The organism is Streptomyces sp. NPDC091280, assembly GCF_044768565.1.
Classification (GTDB): domain Bacteria; phylum Actinomycetota; class Actinomycetes; order Streptomycetales; family Streptomycetaceae; genus Streptomyces.
Genome location: NZ_JBIVUZ010000023.1, coordinates 110,573 through 128,649, shown reverse-complemented (window position 1 = coordinate 128,649; position 18,077 = coordinate 110,573). Strand labels below are relative to the sequence as shown.

Sequence of the window (18,077 nt, the reverse complement as noted above, 5' to 3'; positions counted from 1 at the left end):
AGGTCAGCGGCTCGGGGCGGCGTTCGCCACCACCACGGGAAGGGCAGCCACGGCGGGGGCCGGCGCCGGGGGCGGCTCGGGGGTGGCAACGCGCCCCAGGCTCTGGAGTACCGCCAGGCCAGTGGCGGACTGGACGTCGCGGACGGCGACCGCTTCGGCGAGCCGGCGGGCGCAGTCGAGAACGTGCGGCACCTCGTGCGCGCCGATCCGCCCTTCGCCATCGATGAGTTGGGCGAGTCGTTCGCGGTTCAGCGCGACGCTGTGCTCGGCGAAGACGAGGCTGTCGTGCACGCCGAGGAGAGCGGCGAGCATGCCGGGCGGCCGGTCCTGCACATGAGTGGCGAGGTCGGCGAGCGGGGCGCCGTACAGATCCTCGATACGTCCGGCGATGTCGGTGGACGTCAGGTCAGGCAATCAGGTGCTTTCTCGGTTACCGGGCCCGGGCCGCCCCGGCACTCTGCGGTGCCGGGGCGGCAACAGCCGTGGGGAGAGCGGTGGTTACCGGAGGCTGCGCCGTGCGCACGGGCCGGGCACGCGGGCCGGCCGGCGGCATGGCGCGCAGCAGGGTGTCGACCGCGGCACGGTACCCGGCGCGGGCGTCGAGCGCCGCCTTCAGCCACTCCGCATCCAACCGGAGGGCGTCGGGGGACAGTTCGCCCATGTCGCGGCCGACCGCCGTGGCGTCGTGCACGCGGTCACGGACTCTGGCGACCTGTTCCTCGGCCAGGGCGAGGAAGGACCGCAGTTCCAGGGCGCGGGTCAGGGCCGGTGAGGCATCGGGCAGCACCACCATCTCGTACAGGTCATCGACCGCAGCATCGAAGACCTGCTGTAGCCGGGCGTCCACGGAGCTGGGCCTGCGCCGCGTGCTCACCGCTTCACGCCCTTCGCGGCCTGCGGTGCGTCGGCCGGACGCGGCGGGGCGCTGGTCGGTACGGCGGGCCCCCGGCGGGCGGCACGGATGCGGGCGCGAGGGTCTGCGGCAAGGCCCTGCTGGACGGGGACCGCCGGGTCCAGATACCACCGCAGCGCCTGGGCCCGCCCGTCGCGCGCGACAACCGCCGCCTCCACTCTGCGGACCAGGGCATGAGTCCGGTCGGCAACGGGGTCGGGCTGGGCCTCCAGCACGACCATCAGGTCGTGTTCCGCACGGTCGAGGACCGTCTGGGATTCCAGGAGAAGCCCATGCCAGTGGACGATGTCGGTGGCGTCCGGATTGGCGTCCGGCGCCGCGGCGACGGCGGCCTTCATCTGCTCCATGCTCAGCCCGAAGCGGGCTTCGATCTGTTCGGTGAGCACGACCGCGACATCGACCGTGCCGTCGGATATCTCGTCGGACAAGAAGGAACTCCTTGGCGGCAGGGGCCGAGCGTTCCCCGGGCCCGAGAATGCGAAGAGGCAGCCAACTCGGCTTGAACGGCGGCCGGTTGATTTCGAGTGCTCGTCAGTCGAGGCAGGTGCGGACGTCGCGGTAGACGTAGGTGCCGGACGCCCATCCGGTGACCTTGGTGGTCTTGTCGGTGATGTACACCCACGTCGCACCCTTGGTCGTCTTGTGCACCGTGAATCGGTGCTTCTTGTAGAGGATGCCGACTGCCGTGGAAGCGGTCGTGGCCTTGGCTCGGATGGTCACGGCGCTGGTGCCGTGGACGGCCCACGGCAGGTACGGGTTGCTGCTGCACGACACTGCGGGCAACGCTGTGGCAGCGGATGCCGGGGCCGCGGTGGCCGCCGAAGCCGACGCAACCGGCAGGGCGAGCACCCCGAGCACGGCTGCGGATATCGCCATTCGGGTGGAACGCATACGGAAGAAACCTCCGAGCAGAAAAAGGAGAAAAGGGTGGGGGAATCGGCCGGAATTGTTGTCCCGGCCGCCGCAAATAGAGTCCGGAGAATCGCCGGTTTGGCCAACCGGCGATCGTCGGCTATGTTGCGCCGCGCCCGCCCGCGTCGTTGCTCAGCGTGATCTGCCGGGCGGGCGCGGAAGAGGCGCAGTGGGCAGGAGTCCCGAGCGGGTCGCTAACGTGGCGGGCCTGACCGGCGGGAGGGGGCCAGCTGTGCCGCTGAGCCGGTCGTCGCACCACGTCAGGGCGTCCTCGACCTCGGCGAAGGCGCCCTCGCGCAGCGTGTGCGTCCACGCATCGGTGTCGACCTCCTCGACCACGACACGGAACGGGGAGGCGGCTCGCTCGTCCAGAGCGCGCAGGACGACGACGGTGACCATGTCGTCCGGGTCGTCGCACGTGTAGGAGTAGCCCAGCGCGTGGCGGTCGCCATCGCCCGCGAGGCGTCGTTCCAGAGCCCTCGTCGCCTCATCCGCCGCGGGCGGTCCCAGCGTGGGGTTGAGGCCGATGGCGTCGGCGGGACAGCCGCGGTGGATCAGCCAGGACTGCGCCATCGAGGGCAGCGGCAGCGAGGCCGTCTCGAAGTCGAACGTCCGCTTCTCGTGATACCGGTTCAGGTGGACGGCAATGTACTGGGGGCCTCCGGGGTGACCCCAGGTGGCGGTGCGGTCGAACAGGACGTAGTAGCTGTGCTCACCGCCGACGGTGTGGTACTCGGCGAGCGGGAGGAGCATGTCCTCGTGTATTCCGACCCGACAGTTGAAGTCACGGGAGATCTCCTCGTCGGCGTCGAGTTCGTCGACGCCGAAGGAGACTTCAGGTAGGTGTCCCGAGGCGGGTGTCGATGCGGTGGAGGGCAAATAGGGGCCTTTCGGTGGTTGGTCAGCGCCTGGGGGCGAGGCCGGACGGCCACGCTCCGGGCCGCGCCGCCACCGGCTGCACCCCGCCCACAGCGGGACGGCGGCTGGCGAGCACGGCGCGACCGGCGTCCGTGAGGCTCACGGGCTGTCCGGCGTGGACCGGGTGGCTGGTGTCGACGGCGACAAGACCGCCGGATACCAGGCGCTGCGCTTCGGCATAGGGGATGCGGGTGCCGCAGGCCGCGGTGACCGCGAGGCGACCGGTCAGGAGGTGCTCGTAGAGCTTGGCTCCGCCGGCGATGGCAAGCAGCGCCGCCTGAGCGGCAGTTGAGATCGTTTCTGCCGCCGCGTCAGGAGCCGCGCGGGCAGTGACCTCGATCGGTTCCAGGGCGGCGAGCACCCGCTCCGCAGCGGCGTCCCGGATGCCGGCTGCGTCCCGCAGTTGGTGCACGGTGCGGTCAATCCGGCTGAACAGGGCGGCATCGATCGGGAGCACTCCGCTGGACAGGCGGTTCAGCAGGGTGCGGTAGAACGTCACGCCCGTCTCGGCCTGGGCCAGCTCACGGTGCCGGTCGACCAGGTGAGCGTGGGCTTCGTCGAGGACGCCGCGGTCGCGGTGGGCCCACAGGGTGTCGACGTCGTGACCGGTGGCGGCCTCGATCCGCGAGTCGAGCGAGGGCACCGCGTGCCGGTCCGCCGCAGGAGCGGGATCACGGCGCATGGTCGGGGTTCCGGGTGCTCAAAGGGTGTGACGGTGCGAGGGACTCTGCGCGGCTCGGGGCAGGCCCGGCATCGCGGAGGGCACGGGGCCGGGCCGCGGGCCTCGGGCCGCGATCTGCGGTGACGTGGAGCGGGCCGCATGCGTGCGCGCGCTCAGTGGCCGGCGTGCCATGCCCAGGCGCCGCCCGACTTCGTCGTAGACGTCGTTGCCGGCCCGGGGCCTGACGGCCACCACGTAGATCTCCCGTTGGTGCACCGCGCCCTCCGGGGCCGGACGCAGACCGTAGACGACCCGCCATTCCTTGCGGGCGTCGACGAACAGCTTGCGGTAGCCCTCCAGGTCACCCGTCAGCCGCACCCCGAAGCGCTGGCCGTTCACGACATCTTGGAGATGGGCCAGAGTGAGGTCCCGGATGTCGCTGGGGGCCTGGAGCAGGTCGGTCAGGGCACGGGGATCAAAGCTCAAGCCGAAGGCCGACCGAGGCGTTCCCCCGCTCATGCCGTCAGCTCATACGGTTCGCCGGAGTCCGGCGGCTCGGGCTGCGTGGTCGTCTTCTGCAGGCGTGCGGACGGGGGCGGGCCGGGCAGGATCCGGTGCGCGGGCCGCTCCGGTGAGGTCATGCAGGCCGACAGCGGGCCGCCCGGCGCGCGGACGGCGGCGATGGTGTGGGTGAGGAAGTCCCGGTGCCACACCGCCATGCCGGACAGGCCCGCCTCGGGATCCTTGTGCTGCTGGTAGGCCATCCACAGGGCGTGCAGCCAGGCGACGACGTCCTGGTGCTCCTGCCACTGCGGGCACCAGGGTGCCGCCGTGGTGACTTCGGCCCCGTAGACGGGAAGGAGCCAGTCGTCCACCCAGTCCGACAGGGCGTCGAGTTCGTCTTCGTAGGTCTCGCCGTCCAGTTCCAGGATGGGACGCGGTTCCGGGGGCGGTGCAGGGGACGGTGTGCCGAAGGCCGGCAGGCCGAAGGCCGCGAACGGCGATCCGCCCGGTGCCGGGGCGGCGGCGAGATGGTCGAGTTGGCGGGCCTGCTGCGCCGACTCATCCATCAGTCGGCGCACACTGGCCTCGATCCCTTCCAACTGGGAATCGGGCAGGCGGACCGGTTCCAACTCCCCCTCGTCCGGGGGTACTGCGGATTCAGGCATGAAAGCGATGGCCTCCTCGGCCGTGGGAATGGCAGGACACGCCAGGGTGGTGAACAGGTCGGCACGCAGAAGGGGCGCGGTATGCCCGGGATGCCGGTCTGGATTGCGGCAGGCGGTCAACTCTCGCTGGAGTGCACGCTGTTGCTGCGTCAGGCGGTGAGGACCAGGTCCTTCTGGGCGAGGGTGGCGCGGAGGGTTTCCGTGAGCCGGTCGGCCGCGACGGCGGCGTACTGCTCGGTCTTCTCCACGCCGATGAAGTCACGGCCTTCGAGCAGAGCGGCAACCCCCGTGGAGCCCGATCCGGCGCAGAAGTCGAGCACGGTGCCGCCGTCGGGGCAGATCTTGACCAGCTCGCGCATCACCTCGACGGGCTTTTGCGTGATGTGCTGGCGGACCTTGCCACTGGGCTGCGATGCCGTGTAGAGGCCCGGCAGGTAGATGGGATTGCGTGCCCCGTCCATCGGGCCCTTGCTGGCCCAGACGATGAACTCGCACGACTGCTTGAACCTGCCCTTCTGCGGACGGACTTGCGGCTTGTTCCACGCGAGTACGCCCCGCCACAGCCAGCCGGCCGCCTGGATCGCGTCCGTCGTGACGGGCAGCTGCCGCCAGTCGGTGAACAGCAGCGCCGTGCCGCCGGCCTTGGTGAGCCGGTGCGCCTCGGTCATGATCTGCGTCAGCCAGAAGCCGTACGAGCGCTGGTCCATGTTCTCGCCGGTGAAGTCCGGCAGCGTGTGCTGGGCGTCGGCGGAGGTGTACTTCTGCCTGGCCGACCGGCTCGTACGTTCCTTAGCGGTCCGCCCGCCCGAGTTGTAGGGCGGATCGGTGATCACGGAATCGACGCAGTCGTCCGGAAGTTTGGAAAGGATGCTCAAGGCGTCGCCCTGATGCAGGGAAAAAGTCAATGAGGAACCCCGATTCGGGTCGGTGAATGCGCACGCGCAGGAAAGGACCGCCCCGCACATCACGTCCCCGCGGAACCGAAAGTGGGCATACAGAAGCCCGAGGCCGCAGACCGGGGAGGGCGAGGGAGTCCTAAAACTGTAGAGGCGAATCAGCCGACGTCCAAGAAGTGGCCGCTAGGGGTACCGAAATCCGGTACCTCCCGCCGGCTTTTTGGTCAACGGCCGATTCGGGCCTACTGTTTTTGAACCGTCCGGAGCACACCGCCGCTGGCCCTCCCTCGTCTCCGCCTCCCCGGAGTTTTCCCTGCCTCGGCGCACCTAGCACCGTTCGACCCCGCCGAGCGAGCGGCAACTCGCCTACGACCGGCTGCCGCGCTCGCTTCCACCACGTCACGCCCGCACGCGGCACGCCGGACACCGCATCCAAAGGACTCTTGATGACGTATCGTCACCCGCCCCTGCCCAGGCCACCGGACCGCGACCGCCGCCGGGCAGGTCCCTGCGGTTGAAGGGCGTGGCCGCCGGCATCGGCGTCGTCGTCCTCTCCCCTCTCATCCTCGCCGGCACAGCCATGCTGATGGCCACCAGCAGCGAGGCCACCCAGAGCACCTCCTCATCCTTCAGCTGCGCGGGCGACATCGACACCGACGCGGTCGTCCAGCAGGTAACCAAGATCCTCAACGGCATGGACGCCAAGACGGTCCGTGTCGAGGGCCTGTCCCTGCCCGGTGAGCAGGTCCCCAACGCCCGCACGATCGTGGCCACCGGGGTCAGCCTGAACGTGCCGAGGAAGGGGCAGATCATCGCGCTCGCCACCGCGATGCAGGAATCCCGGCTGCGCAACCTGAACTCCGGCGACCGCGACAGCCTCGGGCTGTTCCAGCAACGCCCCAGCCAGGGTTGGGGTACTGCCGCTCAGATCCGCGACCCTCTCTACGCCTCCACTCAGTTCTACAAGCACCTGCTCGCGGTGGACGGCTGGCAGCAGCTGACCGTCGCACAGGCCGCCCAGACGGTGCAGCGCTCGGCCTACCCCGACGCCTACGCCGACTGGGAGGACCTGGCGACCGCCCTTCAGAAGGCGATCGCCGCGACGTTCCCCGAGGCCGGCCACGACACCGGCGAGACGGACACCGCCTCCAGCACCCTGTCCTGCGCAGCGACCGAGGACGGCTCCGGGTACGGCACCATCCCGGAAGGGGCGGTACCGAAGGGCTACTCGATCCCCGAGACCGCCGCCCCCAAGGCGCGCAAGGCCATCGCCTGGGCGATGGCACAGCTCGGCACGATGTACCAGTGGGGCGGCACCTGCACTTCGCCGCACGGCCCCGACCCGATGGGCCGCTGCGACTGCAGCTCCCTGACCCAGCAGGCGTACGCGCACGCCGGCGTCCAGCTCACCCGCACCACGTACACGCAGATCCGCGAGGGCAAGGCAGTGCCCGTCAAGGCACTTCAGCCCGGTGACCTGATCTTCTCCCGCGGCAGTGCCGCCCGCCCCGAACACGTCGGCATGTACATCGGCTCGGGACTCGCGATCGAGGCACCAAGAACGGGAAAGCCGGTTCGGATCACGCCTCTGGCGGACTGGGCCGTCCTGGCCGCGCGCCGCGTCATCTGACACTCCGTCGGAATGCGGCAGCCACGCGCACCGGCTCTGACCTGGTTACCCCCTGGACATCCTCCGCGCTCTCAGCTTCAGGCAGCCGCAGTACGCACCGCCCCCTCCCGTGCACGGCGGCCGTGCCTCGCAGGACGACCGGCCCGCCTTCTCAGGGCAGTTGCCTCGTCCCTCCCCCTTTCCTTATTTCCGCGCGCCAGGCTTCGGCGCGCCCAAGGAGCTTCATTGCGTCTGCTCGACACTGTGCGATATCTGGCCTACGACCCGGGCATCACGCCCTCCGGCGGCGGACTTCCCGGCCTGGCCGTGTTGAAGAACGTCGTCAACTCGATCAACCTGTTCGCGATCATCGCCGTGGTCGGCGCGCTCGCCGTCTCCCTCGGCGTGTGGGCGTGGGGCCACCACAGCGGCGGCCACCAGGCCGAGGCCAACGGGAAGAAGGGCACGGTCGTCGCGGCGGGTGCCGCTCTCGGCCTCGGCGCCGCGAACGGGGTCGTGGCGTTCTTCTCCGCCCTGGGCTCGCAGGTCCACTGATGCCGAAACGATCCCTCCCCCTGTCCGGGGACGGCCTGGGCTGGTCACCCCGCAAGCGCATCACGGTCGCAGCGGCCGGCCTGGCCGTCCTGCTGGCTCTCGCCGCTGCCGTCGCCCTGCTCATTGGCCGCACCGCAGCCGCTGGCAGCCGGGCCGCCGCTCCGGTCTCCCCGCCCAGCAGCACCTCCGCGTCCGCCGTCCCGACGACTGTGGCCGGGGCCGGTTCGGTCGCGAAGCCGCCACCGCTGGCGGACCCGGTCGGCTTCGCCAAGGCCGCCGCCACCCTGCTGTGGTCGTACGACACCCGCTCCACCAGCCACGATCAGCAGCTCGCCGGAATGCGGGCGTGGCTGACGCCGGAGACAAAGTACGCCGACTGGGCTTCGATCGCCGCGCAGGTGCCGGATCCGGTGCTGTGGTCGCAGATGGCCGACCAGGACCAGTACGCCACCGCCGTCGTCACGGAGGCCCACTACCCCTCGGCGTTCAAGGAGGCACTGGCGGACGATCCGTCGGCGATCACCGAGGCGTACATCTACGCCGTCACCGTCACCGGCAAGCAGCGGATCGTCTGGCGCGAGGGCGGAGCCGGCGCCGAGGACCGCTCCCTCACGCTCGCCGTGCAGTGCCGCCCCAACGCGACCTGCTCCCTGGTCTCCATCGCCCCCACCGTCGTGCCCTGACACGCCGCGCAGCCCATCTGAGAAAGGAGGGGTGAGTCCCCTTTGGGTTTCTGCGACCTCCCCCTCGCGGACAAACTCTGCGCCGTCGGCGACGCGGTCGACTTCGCCTCCGACCCCGGCCAGGCCATCGGCAACTGGATGGCCAAGAGCGCGGGCGAACTCGCCGCTGCCGCAGCCGACTTGGCCGCCCACGCCGTCGACAGCACCACCCGGGTCGATCTGAACGCGGGCTGGTTCCGCGACAACTACGAGATGATCCTGCCGATCGGTCTGGTCGTCCTCGTCGCCACGTTCTGCGCCCAGTTGGTGCGCGCCGCGATCCGCCGCGACGGCCAAGCGCTCACCCAGGCGTTCACCGGCACCGTCGTCGGGGTGCTCTTCGCCTTCACCGCGATCGCGTCCACCACCGTCGCCATCGAAGTGGTCGATGCCCTCTCCGACGGACTGTTCAAAGCCGCAAACCTCGACATAGCCATGGCGGTGCGACGCCTCGTCACGGTGAGTCAGATCGCCTCCCTGTCCAGCCTGGGCTGGATGGTCACGGTCTTCCTCGGCGTAGGCGCCGCACTCGGCGCCATCATGTACTGGGGCGTGATGCTGGTCCGCAAGGTCGGCATCCTCGTCCTGGTGACCCTGGCCGTCTTCGCCGGTGCCGGTGGCGGCTGGGAGGCCGCCCGGCGCTGGCGCCGGGGCTGGATCGAAGCCACCGCCACCCTGGTGGTCAGCAAACTCCTGATGACCGTGATCTTCGTTCTGGGGATCGCGGCGATGGGCAAGACCGAGACCAAGGACGGTGTTGCCGCTCTCGCCGACGTGATGGCCGGGATCGTCATCATGGCGCTGGTGCTGCTGTGCCCGTACGCCACGTTCAAGTTCGTGCACTGGGCCTCCTCCGAGGGCTCGGACGCCGAGAGCCTGCACCGTTCCGGCGGAGCCGGTGCGCAGATGGCCCGTCAGCATGCCGAGCGCGCCGGACGCAAGGCCGCCGCCGCGGTCGCGACCGCCGGATCCGGCGGTGCGGCGGCCGGAGCGGGAGCCGCTCCCCAGGGACCGGACGCGGTGGCGGACGGTTTCCCCGGCGACATCGCCGCCAACCCCGCGCCGCGCCCTGGCAAGGACAGCGGCAGCTCGGACACCTCCTCCTCCAGGGGGGAGGGGACCAAGAACGGTCTGGACAAGTCCGTGCAGCCCCCGCCGACTCACGCCGGCGACGACACCAGCAGCCAGTGGGGTGCTAACCCCCGCCCTGGTGGCTCCGAGTCCGGCACCGCGACCGGCCAGGCCGGTGGTTGGCAATCCTCCCCGCCGACCACGGCTCCGCCGCCGCAGGGCGCCCCGCCGTCCCCGAACTCCCCCGGTGCAACCGGGACCAGCACGCAGCCGCCGTCGCCCACCGGCCTCTGACCCGCCCCCGCGCCGGGACGCCGCCACGCACCCACCTCCTTGGGCGAGGGTGGCGTCCCGGCCCAGCGCCCCACCGGAAAACGGCACCTTGTCTGAACTCCCTTCCCCGATCACGGTCAAATTCCCGCACCGCTCCCGGCGCGGCATCCTCCTGGGCCTCTCGCTGCCTCAACTCACGCTCGTCTCAACGGCGTTGGCGCTGCTTCTGATCACGGTGGTGACCACCGGGCTGCTCGGCGCGCTCGTCCTGACACCGCTCTGGACCGTCGTCACCGTCCTGGTGGCCGTGCGCCGCAACGGCCGCTCCCTCATCGACTGGGCGCCGATCGTGGCCCGCTACGCCCACCGCAGCCGCACTGGCCAGAGGCTGTGGCTGGCCCGGCCCGTCTCCAGGCCACGCCAGGATGGCGCCCTGCACCTCCCCGGCACCGCCGCCTCGTTGAAGGTGGTCACGCCCGGCGACTCCGCCAGCGGGGCCGCCGCCGTGCACGACCCCCACGGCCAGACCCTCACCGCCATCGCCCGCGTCTCCAGCCGGGCCTTCGCCCTCCTGGACCCGGCGAGTCAGAACCACAACGTCGCCGGGTGGGGGCGGGCTCTGGCCGGTATCGCCCGCACCGGGCACGTCGCCACCGTGCAGGTTCTGGAGCGCACCGTCCCCGACTCCGGCGACACCCTCACCCGGCACTGGAGCCAGCACGGTCACCCCGAAACTGCGGTCGCCGGGCAGGTCTACTCCGAACTGGTCGCCTCCGCCGGACCGGCCGCCGCCCCGCACGAGGTGTACCTGGCCATCTCCCTCGACCTCAAGGCCGCCCGGCGGCTCATCCACCAGGCCGGCGGCGGACTGCCCGGCGCCTTCACCGTGATGGAACAGACCACCTCCGCCATCGCCCAGGCCGCGCGCAGCGCCGGACTGACAGTGACCGGCTGGCTCACGGCCCGCGAGATCGCCGCCGTCATCCGCACCGCCTACGACCCGGGTGCGCTGTCCGCACTGCAGCAGTGGTCCCCCTCCGGCCAGGCCGAGGCCGAACCTGCCGCGGCCGGTCCGGTGGTGCAGGTCGAGGAGTTCGACCGGCTCGCGACCGACTCCGCCCGGCACGCCACCTACTGGGTCGAGGACTGGCCTCGCACCGAAGCCTCGGCGGGCTTCCTGCACGGCCTGATGTTCACCGCCGGTGTCCGCCGCACCCTGTCCCTCCTCTACGTGCCGCAGGGGCTTGAGTCCGCGATGCGCGACGTGCAGCGCAAGAAGGCGGCGATCATCGCCGACGCCAACGAACGCTCGCGCCGCGGGCAGGTCGACTCCGAAGCGGACTCCATCGAATACGCCGACGTCAAAATCCGCGAGCGGCAGTTGATCGCCGGGCACGCCGACGTGGCGCTGACCGGACTGCTCACCGTGTCCGCCCGGACCGACGCCCTGCTTGATGCCGCGTGCGCCCAGATCGAGACCTCCGCCGTCACCGCGCAGGTCGACCTGCGGCGCCTGTTCTTCCAACAGCCCGACGCCTTCGCGCTCGGCGCGCTTCCGCTCGCCCGCCCGGCACTCTGACCCCCGCCGACGTCCTGCTGCCGCGGCAGGAAGGAACTCCCCCCTTTTGACCTCTGCTCTTCCCGCCGGCGACGCGTACCCCTACCTGCGGGCCGCCAGCGCCGGTATCCGCCATCACGCCCGCGGCCTCGCCCCGTACGCCGAGCACCCCGCCACTCCGGCGGACCGGGTGCACCTCGACGTGCTGCACGCCCATCTGACCGCACTGCACCGCCTGCTGGACCAACTCGCCGAATCCACCCGGCCACCTCATCCCGCCGCCGGGCGGCACCTCGCCACCGCACACACCCGGCTGTTCCAGGCCGCCGCCGCGGTGCACGACGCCTTCCATCTCCTGCCCGTCGCGGACAAGCCCCCGGCAGACACGGCATGCCACCCCGAACGGCTGCCCGAGGGGCCACCGGTCCTGACAATCTGCCAGCGCCACCTCGCCGCCGGCCACGTCGTCCGCCGCAAGACCACGCCGAGCGACCTCAACACCCCGCTGCACGGCCACACCACCACCTGCAGCCGCTGACCCGCACCATCGAAAGGCCCTCCATGCGCGCCCCGAAGCGCTCCACCTCCGCCGTCGTCACCGTCGCCGCGCTCGCCGCAACCACCGCCGCGCTCACGGCTGCTCCGGCCTCGGCCGCCGACTACCACTGCACGACCAGCCGCGCCTCGGTCGACAATCCCGCCTACAGCGGGCCTCTGTCCGACAACATCAACTTCACCGCCAAGCTGTGCGCCAAGCGGGTCTCTGGTGTCATCTCCGCCTACGCGAGCATCAGTTGGGACGGCCCGGTCTGGTACGTGAACCAGACCGGGGTCTTCGACGGCGCCCGCGTCCACCTGCAGATCAAGAAGTCCGTCCCCGGCCCGGACCCGGTCGTGAAGAGCGCGAACCACTACGGCATCGAGTACGCGCTGGAGCACGGCAACACCCTGGGCAACGGCTCCTTCCGCACCCCCACCCTCACCTACCGGGCGAAGTCCGACCGTTACCTGGGCGACGGCAGCATCCAGCTCGACTGGAACAACGACGGCAAGAGCTACCGCACCACCCTGCTCTCCGCCTCCCCCAGCGTGTGACGGCCCGCCGCTCACGCCGTCCGCCCGTCGAAAGCCCCGCCTCATGAACCACCGGACCGCCCGCCGCAGTCTCCGTGCCAGCGCTTCCCCCGTGTTCACCCCGCACCACGCCGACCGCGCCTCCCGCAATGCCGCCCGCAAGCAACTCGCCGAGGCCGCCGCGAAGGCCCACGCCAAGGCAGCCGCCCACACCCACGGCATGGTCGCGGAAGAACGAGAGATGCCGGCGCCCCTCTTCCCGCCCGCCGGGCGACCCGGTCCCGCCTCGGCCCGCCACACCAGACTCAGGCTGCCCGCGCACCGTATGACCACCGCCACCGCAAGCGGGGCGTACCCGTTCCTCGCCGAAGGCGGTCTCGGCGCCGAGGGCATCTACATCGGCCGCGACGTCCACGCCGAAGCCTCCTTCTGCTTCGACCCGTTCGCGCTGTACGGCCGCATCGAGGGCTTCACCAACCCCAACGTGCTGCTGGCCGGGGTGATCGGGCAGGGCAAGTCGGCGCTCGCGAAGAGCTTCGCGCTGAGATCGATCGCCTTCGGCTACCGGGTCTACGTGCCGTGCGACCCGAAGGGCGAATGGACGCCGGTGGCGCAGGCCCTGGGCGGCACGTCCATCGCGCTGGGGCCCGGCCTGCCCGGAAAACTGAACCCGCTGGACGCAGCACCACGGCCCCACAGCGTCTCGGAGGCCGACTGGACGGGCGAGATCCGCAAGCGCCGCCTGCTCCTGCTCGGCTCGCTGGCCCGCACCGTACTGGGTCGGGACCTGCTGCCGATGGAGCACACCGGCCTCGACGTCGCCCTGGACGCCGTCGTCACCCGCGCCGCAGCCACCGGCTGCACCCCGCTGCTCGGCGACATCGCCGCCACCCTCAACAACCCCGACGAACTCGATACGGCCGGCGGCGTCATATCCGGTCGCCTCGGCGACGCCTCCCGCGATCTCGCGCACGCCATGCGCCGCCTCGTCCACGGCGACCTCGCCGGCATGTTCGACGCCCCGAGCACCGTCACCTTCGACCCCAACTCGCCGATGCTCACCATCGACCTGTCACGGCTAGGCGGATCCGGTGACGACACCGCCCTCGTCCTCGCCATGACCTGCGCGTCCGCGTGGATGGAATCCGCGCTCTCCGACCCGCACGGCGGCCAGCGCTGGATCGTCTACGACGAAGCCTGGCGCCTGATGCGCCACCCCGGACTCCTCCAGCGCATGCAGTCCCAGTGGAAACTCTCCCGCGGCCTGGGCATCGCCAACCTGATGGTGATCCACCGGCTGTCCGACCTGCTCACCGCCGGCGACGCCGGATCCCGGGGCCGGGCACTGGCCGAAGGACTCCTCGCCGACTGCTCCACCCGCATCATCTACCGCCAGGAGAGCGACCAACTCCAGGCCGCGGCCTCTCTGTTGGGCCTGACCTCGGTGGAGACCGACGCGATCTCCCACCTCAACCGCGGCCGGGGCTTGTGGAAAGTCGCGGGTCGCAGCTTCATCGTGCAGCACCTCCTGCACCCCCACGAGCTGACCCTCTTCGACACCGACGCCCGCATGCACTGACACAACGCCGAGTTCACGAACATCGCGGCCCCGTCCAAACGAACGGAACGGCACATGAGCATGTCCCCGCCGGACTACTGGGAGTACGAGGGCTCGCGCCGCAAACCCCGCTGGCTCCCGGACAAGACCCCGGCCCCGTCCCTCCCCCTCCAGCCTGAGCCCTACGTGCAGCCACCGGACTCCGGCGTCTCCGTCCGCGCCGCGACGGAAGCTCTCCAAGCCGCCCCCGATATCGACCGGTTCACCGAGGTGTTCGAGCACACCGTCGATGACGCTCACGGCGCGTTCGCCCAGATGCACCAGTTCCTGGACAGCGGAGCCAACTGGTGCCGCGACCGCGGCGCGCTCGGCTCCGCAGGGGAACTGGAGTCGTGGGCGCTCCGCTTGGAGGAACTGATCGAAGACGTCCGGCTCCTGCCGGAGTCCCTGGCCATCGAATCCGTCCGGCAACCCGGCAACGAACACCGCAGCCAGGCCGCTCCGGGGCCGCATACGCCCACCGGACCCGCACTCGTCCGACCCGCCGATTCCCCGCCCGCCCCGGCAGCAGCGCCTCCGGCGGCAGGCCGCCGCTGACCGCAGATCCGCCCCGCCCCGCCCCGCCCCGCCCCGCCCCGGGCAACGAGGACTCGGCCGCGATCAGGCCAAAACCGCCCGTCCCGCCCAGCGCACCCGTCCTCTCCCGCTTCCTCCGCCCTCAGGAGACGCCCATCGAATCGCACCCCACCGCCTCACTACTGCCGCTGCTCGACGAGGACGGTCTGACCGCCCTCGCCCACGACATCCAGCAGAACGGGCTTCTGCAGCCCATCGTCCTCGACCGTGAGGGACGCATCCTCGACGGACGCGGCCGGCTCGCGGCGTGCGAACGCGTCGGCGCCGACCCGGCCTTCCACACCTTCGAGGGCGACGACCCCGACGTCTATGTCCTGTCCGTCAACCTCCAGCGTCGCAGCCTGTCCAAGGGACAGACCGCGATGATCACCGTCAAGGCGCGTTCCCTCAAGGAACACGAAGGCTGTTCCCCTGGGGAACAGACAGCTCGTTCCCTGGGGGAACAGCTCGGAGTCGCACTGGCCGTCATGGGGCGCGCGAGCACGGTCCTGCAGCACGCGCCCGACCTCGTGGACCAGGTCATCAGCGGTACGACGGGGCTCAACGAGGCGTACGCGGTCGCCCAGGAGAACAAGGCCAAGGCCACCTCCGCGGAGGTCCAGCTCGCCCGTCTGCGGGAGGAGGATCCCCAACTCGCAGACCGGGTCGCCGAAGGCGCGCTGACTCTGGCCGGCGCATGGGCGGAGCGCACCGAGCGCGCCGAGGAGGACAAGCGACAGCGGCGGGTGGCCACGCGGCTGCTGGACGAGCTGGTCCCACCGCTCGCCCAGGCCCGCGGTACCCGGACGTTCAGCCGGTACGACCCAGCGTACGCCAGCGGCACGCCCATCACCCGCGAGACGATCACGCACGCCATGTCGGCGCTGGCCGAGATGGAACAGGTCTGGCAGGAGCGTGACCTGCCGTGATGACCACCGCTGATGTCCGCCTGCGGTACATCGTCGAACAGTCCGCCGTGGCTCTCACCAGCGTCGAAGGCCGGTTCCAGAAACGCATGCTCACCGATGCGGTACGCGAAGAGCTGTCGCGCGAAGACCTTGAGCCGCACATCAAGGCCGCCGCCCTGGACAAACTCGCCCAGAGTCTCGTCACGGGGTTCGGCGAACACCGCAACCCCCGCCGCAGAAGGACCGGCACTCTCTTCCACCCCCAGGACGTCGTGAAGCTGGGCACCGGCACCTGGGTATGGATGGACCGTGCCACCGACTCCGACCTGCTGGAGTGGAGCCGGCTGTCGAGACGCAACCGGGCACGCGTCGATCTGGCAGACATCGAGCTCCAGGACTACGTAGACCAGCGCATCGACGCCTTCCGCTCCCACGCCGACGTCGTCTATCTCGGAGACCTGGAGCGCGTTGTGTTCGGCTGGGCCGAAGACCACACCGAACTGGGCGGCCTTTTCTGACCGTGACCCGTTCGAACCATAGGCCACGGCAGCCGTCGGCCAGCAGCCACCTCGCGACCCTGCGGCCGAACTCCCGCCAGTTCACAAATCCCGAAGCATTCTGGGCCCCCGACCTCGGAGATCCCCTGGACCACTACGCCCACTTCAGCGACGCGGACCGGGCCAGATACCAGAAGTGCCACGCCGAGCACGACGATCGCCTGCGCAAGGTCGCTGGCGTGGAGGCCCAGATGGAACTGGGGCTGATCCACGCCTGCGACGAGTACGACTTCGGCTTCGCCTCCCCCATCGACCCGGCCGGACGAGCCCCTGCGGCACGCCGAATCCCTCCGCCTCTCCGCGGCCACTCCTCTCCCAGGAGCAGCCGTGGACGGTGAGAACGAGGGCACCCCGATCGCACCGCTTCCCAACCATCGCCGCGCGGCCACCGCGTGGTGGCAGGAGCTGTGGCGTCGGAACGCGCACATCACCACGCCGCTGCGGCAGCGCGGGCTGGAGTGCGACATCGAGTTCGGCCTGAGCGCGTATATGGTGCGCGTCTCCCTCCCCGACGGCAGCTACCTGATCATCTCTCCGCCGCAGGAGCCGCCGTCCAGCCGTCCGCCGGGACACCCGGAAGGATGGACCGTCACCCGCCAACACCCTGACGCCCATGAGCCGTTCGAGCTGATCTACGACTCGGCTCCCTCAGCCGACCCCGGCGTTCCCGACCGGCCCGAGAGCCGCAACGGCGCGGACGTCCCACCCATGATCGAGACCATCGACGCGAGACTCACCCAACTCGGCATGCGCGCAAGGCATTTCGCCCGCGTACCCGCGCGGGTAACCGACCACGCCCCCGCCCAGGCGGAGGACGGCAGCCGCCCGGAACTCACCACGCACGGCACGGCGCCTGCCTCCCACGCCACCTCGGCCGACGACACCAACCACCGCCACAGCAGCAGGGAAGGCTTCATCGCCAGGGTCCGGGCTGTGGCGCCGCCATCCGCCGGGCCGTCCCCGCAAACGCCGGTCAGTCGATGACCCACAAGGCCACAGACCGCCAGGCCCACCGCGCCCGCCATTGTCTACCGGCCGAACCCGCTCAGATCACGTCACAAGCGTCGGCCGCGCCAGGACTACAACCGGGCTTGGCGGACTCCGGACGCCACCCGCCGACCGTCCAACTACCCATCGCCCCCGCTCAGATGCCGATGCCCACGCCCCGTCTTCCGCCCGGCCCTGGAGGTGCCCACTGCTGTATCTCGGCACCCCCTCCGGTCCTGACATACGGGCCGCGATGGGCGCCGGACGCCTCGGCTGCATGACCACCCCCGCGCAGGGCAGCCGCATCCCCGACGGCGCCCTGTACGCCTGCGACAACTCCAAGTTCGGCAGCGACGGCAAGGGCCGCTACTGGCCCGGCGCCCAGGCGTGGTTCGCCTGGCTGGAGCGGACCGTCCAGCGCTACGGACCCGATCGCTGCCTGTGGGCGCTCGCCCCGGACCAGCCGTTCGACGCCACCGGCACCCTCACGGAGTCCCTGCCATGGCTGGCCCGCATCCGCGAACTCGGCATCCCCTCCGCCTACGCCGCGCAGGACGGGTGCGACGCACCCGGGCTGCTGCCGTGGGACGCCTTCGACGTCCTGTTCCTGGCCGGTTCGACCGAGTGGAAGCTCGGCCCGGTCGCCGAGCGGCTGGCAAGGGAAGCGAAGACGCGCGGCAAGAGCGTGCACATGGGCCGCGTCAACTCCCGGGTCCGGCTCGGGATCGCCGAGTGGTTCGGCTGCGACACCGCTGACGGCACCTACCTCGCCTACGGGCCCGACCAGAACCTGCCCAAGCTCCTGGCCTGGCTCCGCGACCTGGAGGCCCGTCCCTCTCTCGCAGCCCACATCCCCCAACTCCCACCTCCCCACGGCACGCCGTCACCGCCAACCCGGCCCGCCACACCGGGAGTCGGCCGACCCGCAGGCGGTGGGGCGAAGGCAGCCGGCACCGCTGCCCCGCCGCCCTGTACTCGCCGCCGCACCTGACCACAGGCCCCGCCCGACGCGGCCTGAACGCCCCACCAGATACTCGGGAGTTCCTCCTGCACAACGCTGACTTCGAGCTGTACGACAACGTCGGCCGCACCGCCGAGCAGATCCGCGCCCACCACACCCG

The 18,077-nt window shown here is 70.9% G+C and carries 23 protein-coding genes and 1 pseudogene; 14 read left to right on the top strand and 10 right to left on the bottom strand.

Going from position 1 to position 18,077, the window contains the following annotated elements; all coding sequences use genetic code 11:
• Window positions 1-3: 3 nt before the first annotated feature.
• The 9 genes from ACIQPR_RS46210 to ACIQPR_RS46170 form a co-directional block, all read right to left on the bottom strand.
• Window positions 4-414, bottom strand: a complete 411-nt coding sequence (locus ACIQPR_RS46210; RefSeq protein WP_403662795.1) for a hypothetical protein — start codon at window positions 412-414, stop codon at window positions 4-6.
• A 16-nt stretch (window positions 415-430) separates the two neighbouring features.
• Entirely contained in the window at window positions 431-874 is a 444-nt protein-coding gene (locus tag ACIQPR_RS46205) for a hypothetical protein (RefSeq protein WP_403662792.1), read from the bottom strand.
• Window positions 871-1,341 carry a hypothetical protein gene (locus ACIQPR_RS46200; RefSeq protein WP_403662789.1) on the bottom strand — a complete coding sequence of 157 codons (471 nt, stop codon included), beginning with the start codon at window positions 1,339-1,341 and terminating at the stop codon, window positions 871-873. Before ACIQPR_RS46200 ends, ACIQPR_RS46205 begins: the two co-directional genes overlap by 4 nt.
• Before the next feature lie 103 nt (window positions 1,342-1,444).
• Window positions 1,445-1,804, bottom strand: coding sequence for an SH3 domain-containing protein (locus tag ACIQPR_RS46195; RefSeq protein ID WP_403662786.1), 360 nt, complete (start codon window positions 1,802-1,804; stop codon window positions 1,445-1,447).
• Between the two features lie 153 nt (window positions 1,805-1,957).
• Window positions 1,958-2,704, bottom strand: a complete 747-nt coding sequence (locus tag ACIQPR_RS46190; RefSeq protein WP_403662783.1) for a hypothetical protein — start codon at window positions 2,702-2,704, stop codon at window positions 1,958-1,960.
• A 22-nt stretch (window positions 2,705-2,726) separates the two neighbouring features.
• Window positions 2,727-3,425, bottom strand: coding sequence for a hypothetical protein (locus ACIQPR_RS46185; protein ID WP_403662780.1), 699 nt, complete (start codon window positions 3,423-3,425; stop codon window positions 2,727-2,729).
• A gap of 18 nt (window positions 3,426-3,443) precedes the next feature.
• A complete protein-coding gene (locus ACIQPR_RS46180) occupies window positions 3,444-3,923 on the bottom strand; it encodes a hypothetical protein (protein WP_403662777.1) in 480 nt (159 codons plus the stop codon).
• Entirely contained in the window at window positions 3,920-4,573 is a 654-nt protein-coding gene (locus ACIQPR_RS46175) for a DUF4913 domain-containing protein (RefSeq protein WP_403662774.1), read from the bottom strand. Before ACIQPR_RS46175 ends, ACIQPR_RS46180 begins: the two co-directional genes overlap by 4 nt.
• 149 nt (window positions 4,574-4,722) lie before the next feature.
• Window positions 4,723-5,478, bottom strand: coding sequence for a DNA-methyltransferase (locus tag ACIQPR_RS46170; protein WP_403662771.1), 756 nt, complete (start codon window positions 5,476-5,478; stop codon window positions 4,723-4,725).
• Between the two features lie 505 nt (window positions 5,479-5,983).
• Between ACIQPR_RS46170 and ACIQPR_RS46165 the strand changes: the two genes are divergently transcribed.
• The 10 genes and pseudogenes from ACIQPR_RS46165 to ACIQPR_RS46120 all read left to right on the top strand — a co-directional run.
• Window positions 5,984-7,099: a C40 family peptidase gene (locus tag ACIQPR_RS46165; RefSeq protein WP_403662768.1), complete on the top strand. Its 1,116-nt coding sequence runs from the start codon at window positions 5,984-5,986 to the stop codon at window positions 7,097-7,099.
• 225 nt (window positions 7,100-7,324) lie between these two features.
• On the top strand, window positions 7,325-7,633 hold the full coding sequence (locus ACIQPR_RS46160; RefSeq protein ID WP_403662765.1) for a DUF6112 family protein: 309 nt from the start codon (window positions 7,325-7,327) through the stop codon (window positions 7,631-7,633).
• Window positions 7,633-8,316, top strand: coding sequence for a hypothetical protein (locus tag ACIQPR_RS46155; RefSeq protein ID WP_403662762.1), 684 nt, complete (start codon window positions 7,633-7,635; stop codon window positions 8,314-8,316). The genes ACIQPR_RS46160 and ACIQPR_RS46155 overlap by 1 nt, the downstream gene beginning before the upstream one ends.
• Before the next feature lie 42 nt (window positions 8,317-8,358).
• Window positions 8,359-9,720 carry an ATP-binding protein gene (locus ACIQPR_RS46150; RefSeq protein WP_403662759.1) on the top strand — a complete coding sequence of 454 codons (1,362 nt, stop codon included), beginning with the start codon at window positions 8,359-8,361 and terminating at the stop codon, window positions 9,718-9,720.
• A gap of 88 nt (window positions 9,721-9,808) precedes the next feature.
• Window positions 9,809-11,278, top strand: coding sequence for an SCO6880 family protein (locus ACIQPR_RS46145; RefSeq protein ID WP_403662756.1), 1,470 nt, complete (start codon window positions 9,809-9,811; stop codon window positions 11,276-11,278).
• A gap of 46 nt (window positions 11,279-11,324) precedes the next feature.
• Entirely contained in the window at window positions 11,325-11,795 is a 471-nt protein-coding gene (locus tag ACIQPR_RS46140; protein ID WP_403662753.1) for a DUF6238 family protein, read from the top strand.
• 23 nt (window positions 11,796-11,818) lie between these two features.
• Entirely contained in the window at window positions 11,819-12,352 is a 534-nt protein-coding gene (locus ACIQPR_RS46135; RefSeq protein WP_403662751.1) for a hypothetical protein, read from the top strand.
• A 43-nt stretch (window positions 12,353-12,395) separates the two neighbouring features.
• A complete protein-coding gene (locus tag ACIQPR_RS46130; protein ID WP_403662749.1) occupies window positions 12,396-13,910 on the top strand; it encodes a VirB4 family type IV secretion system protein in 1,515 nt (504 codons plus the stop codon).
• Window positions 13,911-13,964: 54 nt separating this feature from the next.
• Window positions 13,965-14,486 (top strand): hypothetical protein, encoded by a 522-nt coding sequence (locus tag ACIQPR_RS46125; protein WP_403662746.1) that lies wholly within the window; start codon window positions 13,965-13,967, stop codon window positions 14,484-14,486.
• A pseudogene (locus tag ACIQPR_RS46120) lies at window positions 14,483-14,734 on the top strand (hypothetical protein); the annotation flags it as partial. The gene ACIQPR_RS46125 and the pseudogene ACIQPR_RS46120, both read left to right, overlap by 4 nt.
• Here the strand turns inward: ACIQPR_RS46120 and ACIQPR_RS46115 are convergent.
• Window positions 14,645-14,923 carry a hypothetical protein gene (locus ACIQPR_RS46115; protein WP_403662851.1) on the bottom strand — a complete coding sequence of 93 codons (279 nt, stop codon included), beginning with the start codon at window positions 14,921-14,923 and terminating at the stop codon, window positions 14,645-14,647. The pseudogene ACIQPR_RS46120 and the gene ACIQPR_RS46115 sit on opposite strands and share 90 nt — an antisense overlap.
• 69 nt (window positions 14,924-14,992) lie before the next feature.
• On the opposite strand from ACIQPR_RS46115, the gene ACIQPR_RS46110 reads away from it, so the two are divergent.
• From ACIQPR_RS46110 to ACIQPR_RS46095, 4 genes are all read left to right on the top strand, one after another.
• The gene (locus tag ACIQPR_RS46110) at window positions 14,993-15,433 is read left to right on the top strand and encodes a hypothetical protein (protein WP_403662844.1); all 441 of its coding nucleotides are present in this window, start codon (window positions 14,993-14,995) and stop codon (window positions 15,431-15,433) included.
• A complete protein-coding gene (locus ACIQPR_RS46105) occupies window positions 15,433-15,930 on the top strand; it encodes a hypothetical protein (protein ID WP_403662743.1) in 498 nt (165 codons plus the stop codon). Before ACIQPR_RS46110 ends, ACIQPR_RS46105 begins: the two co-directional genes overlap by 1 nt.
• A 366-nt stretch (window positions 15,931-16,296) precedes the next feature.
• Window positions 16,297-16,953 (top strand): hypothetical protein, encoded by a 657-nt coding sequence (locus ACIQPR_RS46100; RefSeq protein ID WP_403662740.1) that lies wholly within the window; start codon window positions 16,297-16,299, stop codon window positions 16,951-16,953.
• 280 nt (window positions 16,954-17,233) lie between these two features.
• Window positions 17,234-17,947 carry a hypothetical protein gene (locus ACIQPR_RS46095; protein WP_403662737.1) on the top strand — a complete coding sequence of 238 codons (714 nt, stop codon included), beginning with the start codon at window positions 17,234-17,236 and terminating at the stop codon, window positions 17,945-17,947.
• Window positions 17,948-18,077: the final 130 nt, after the last annotated feature.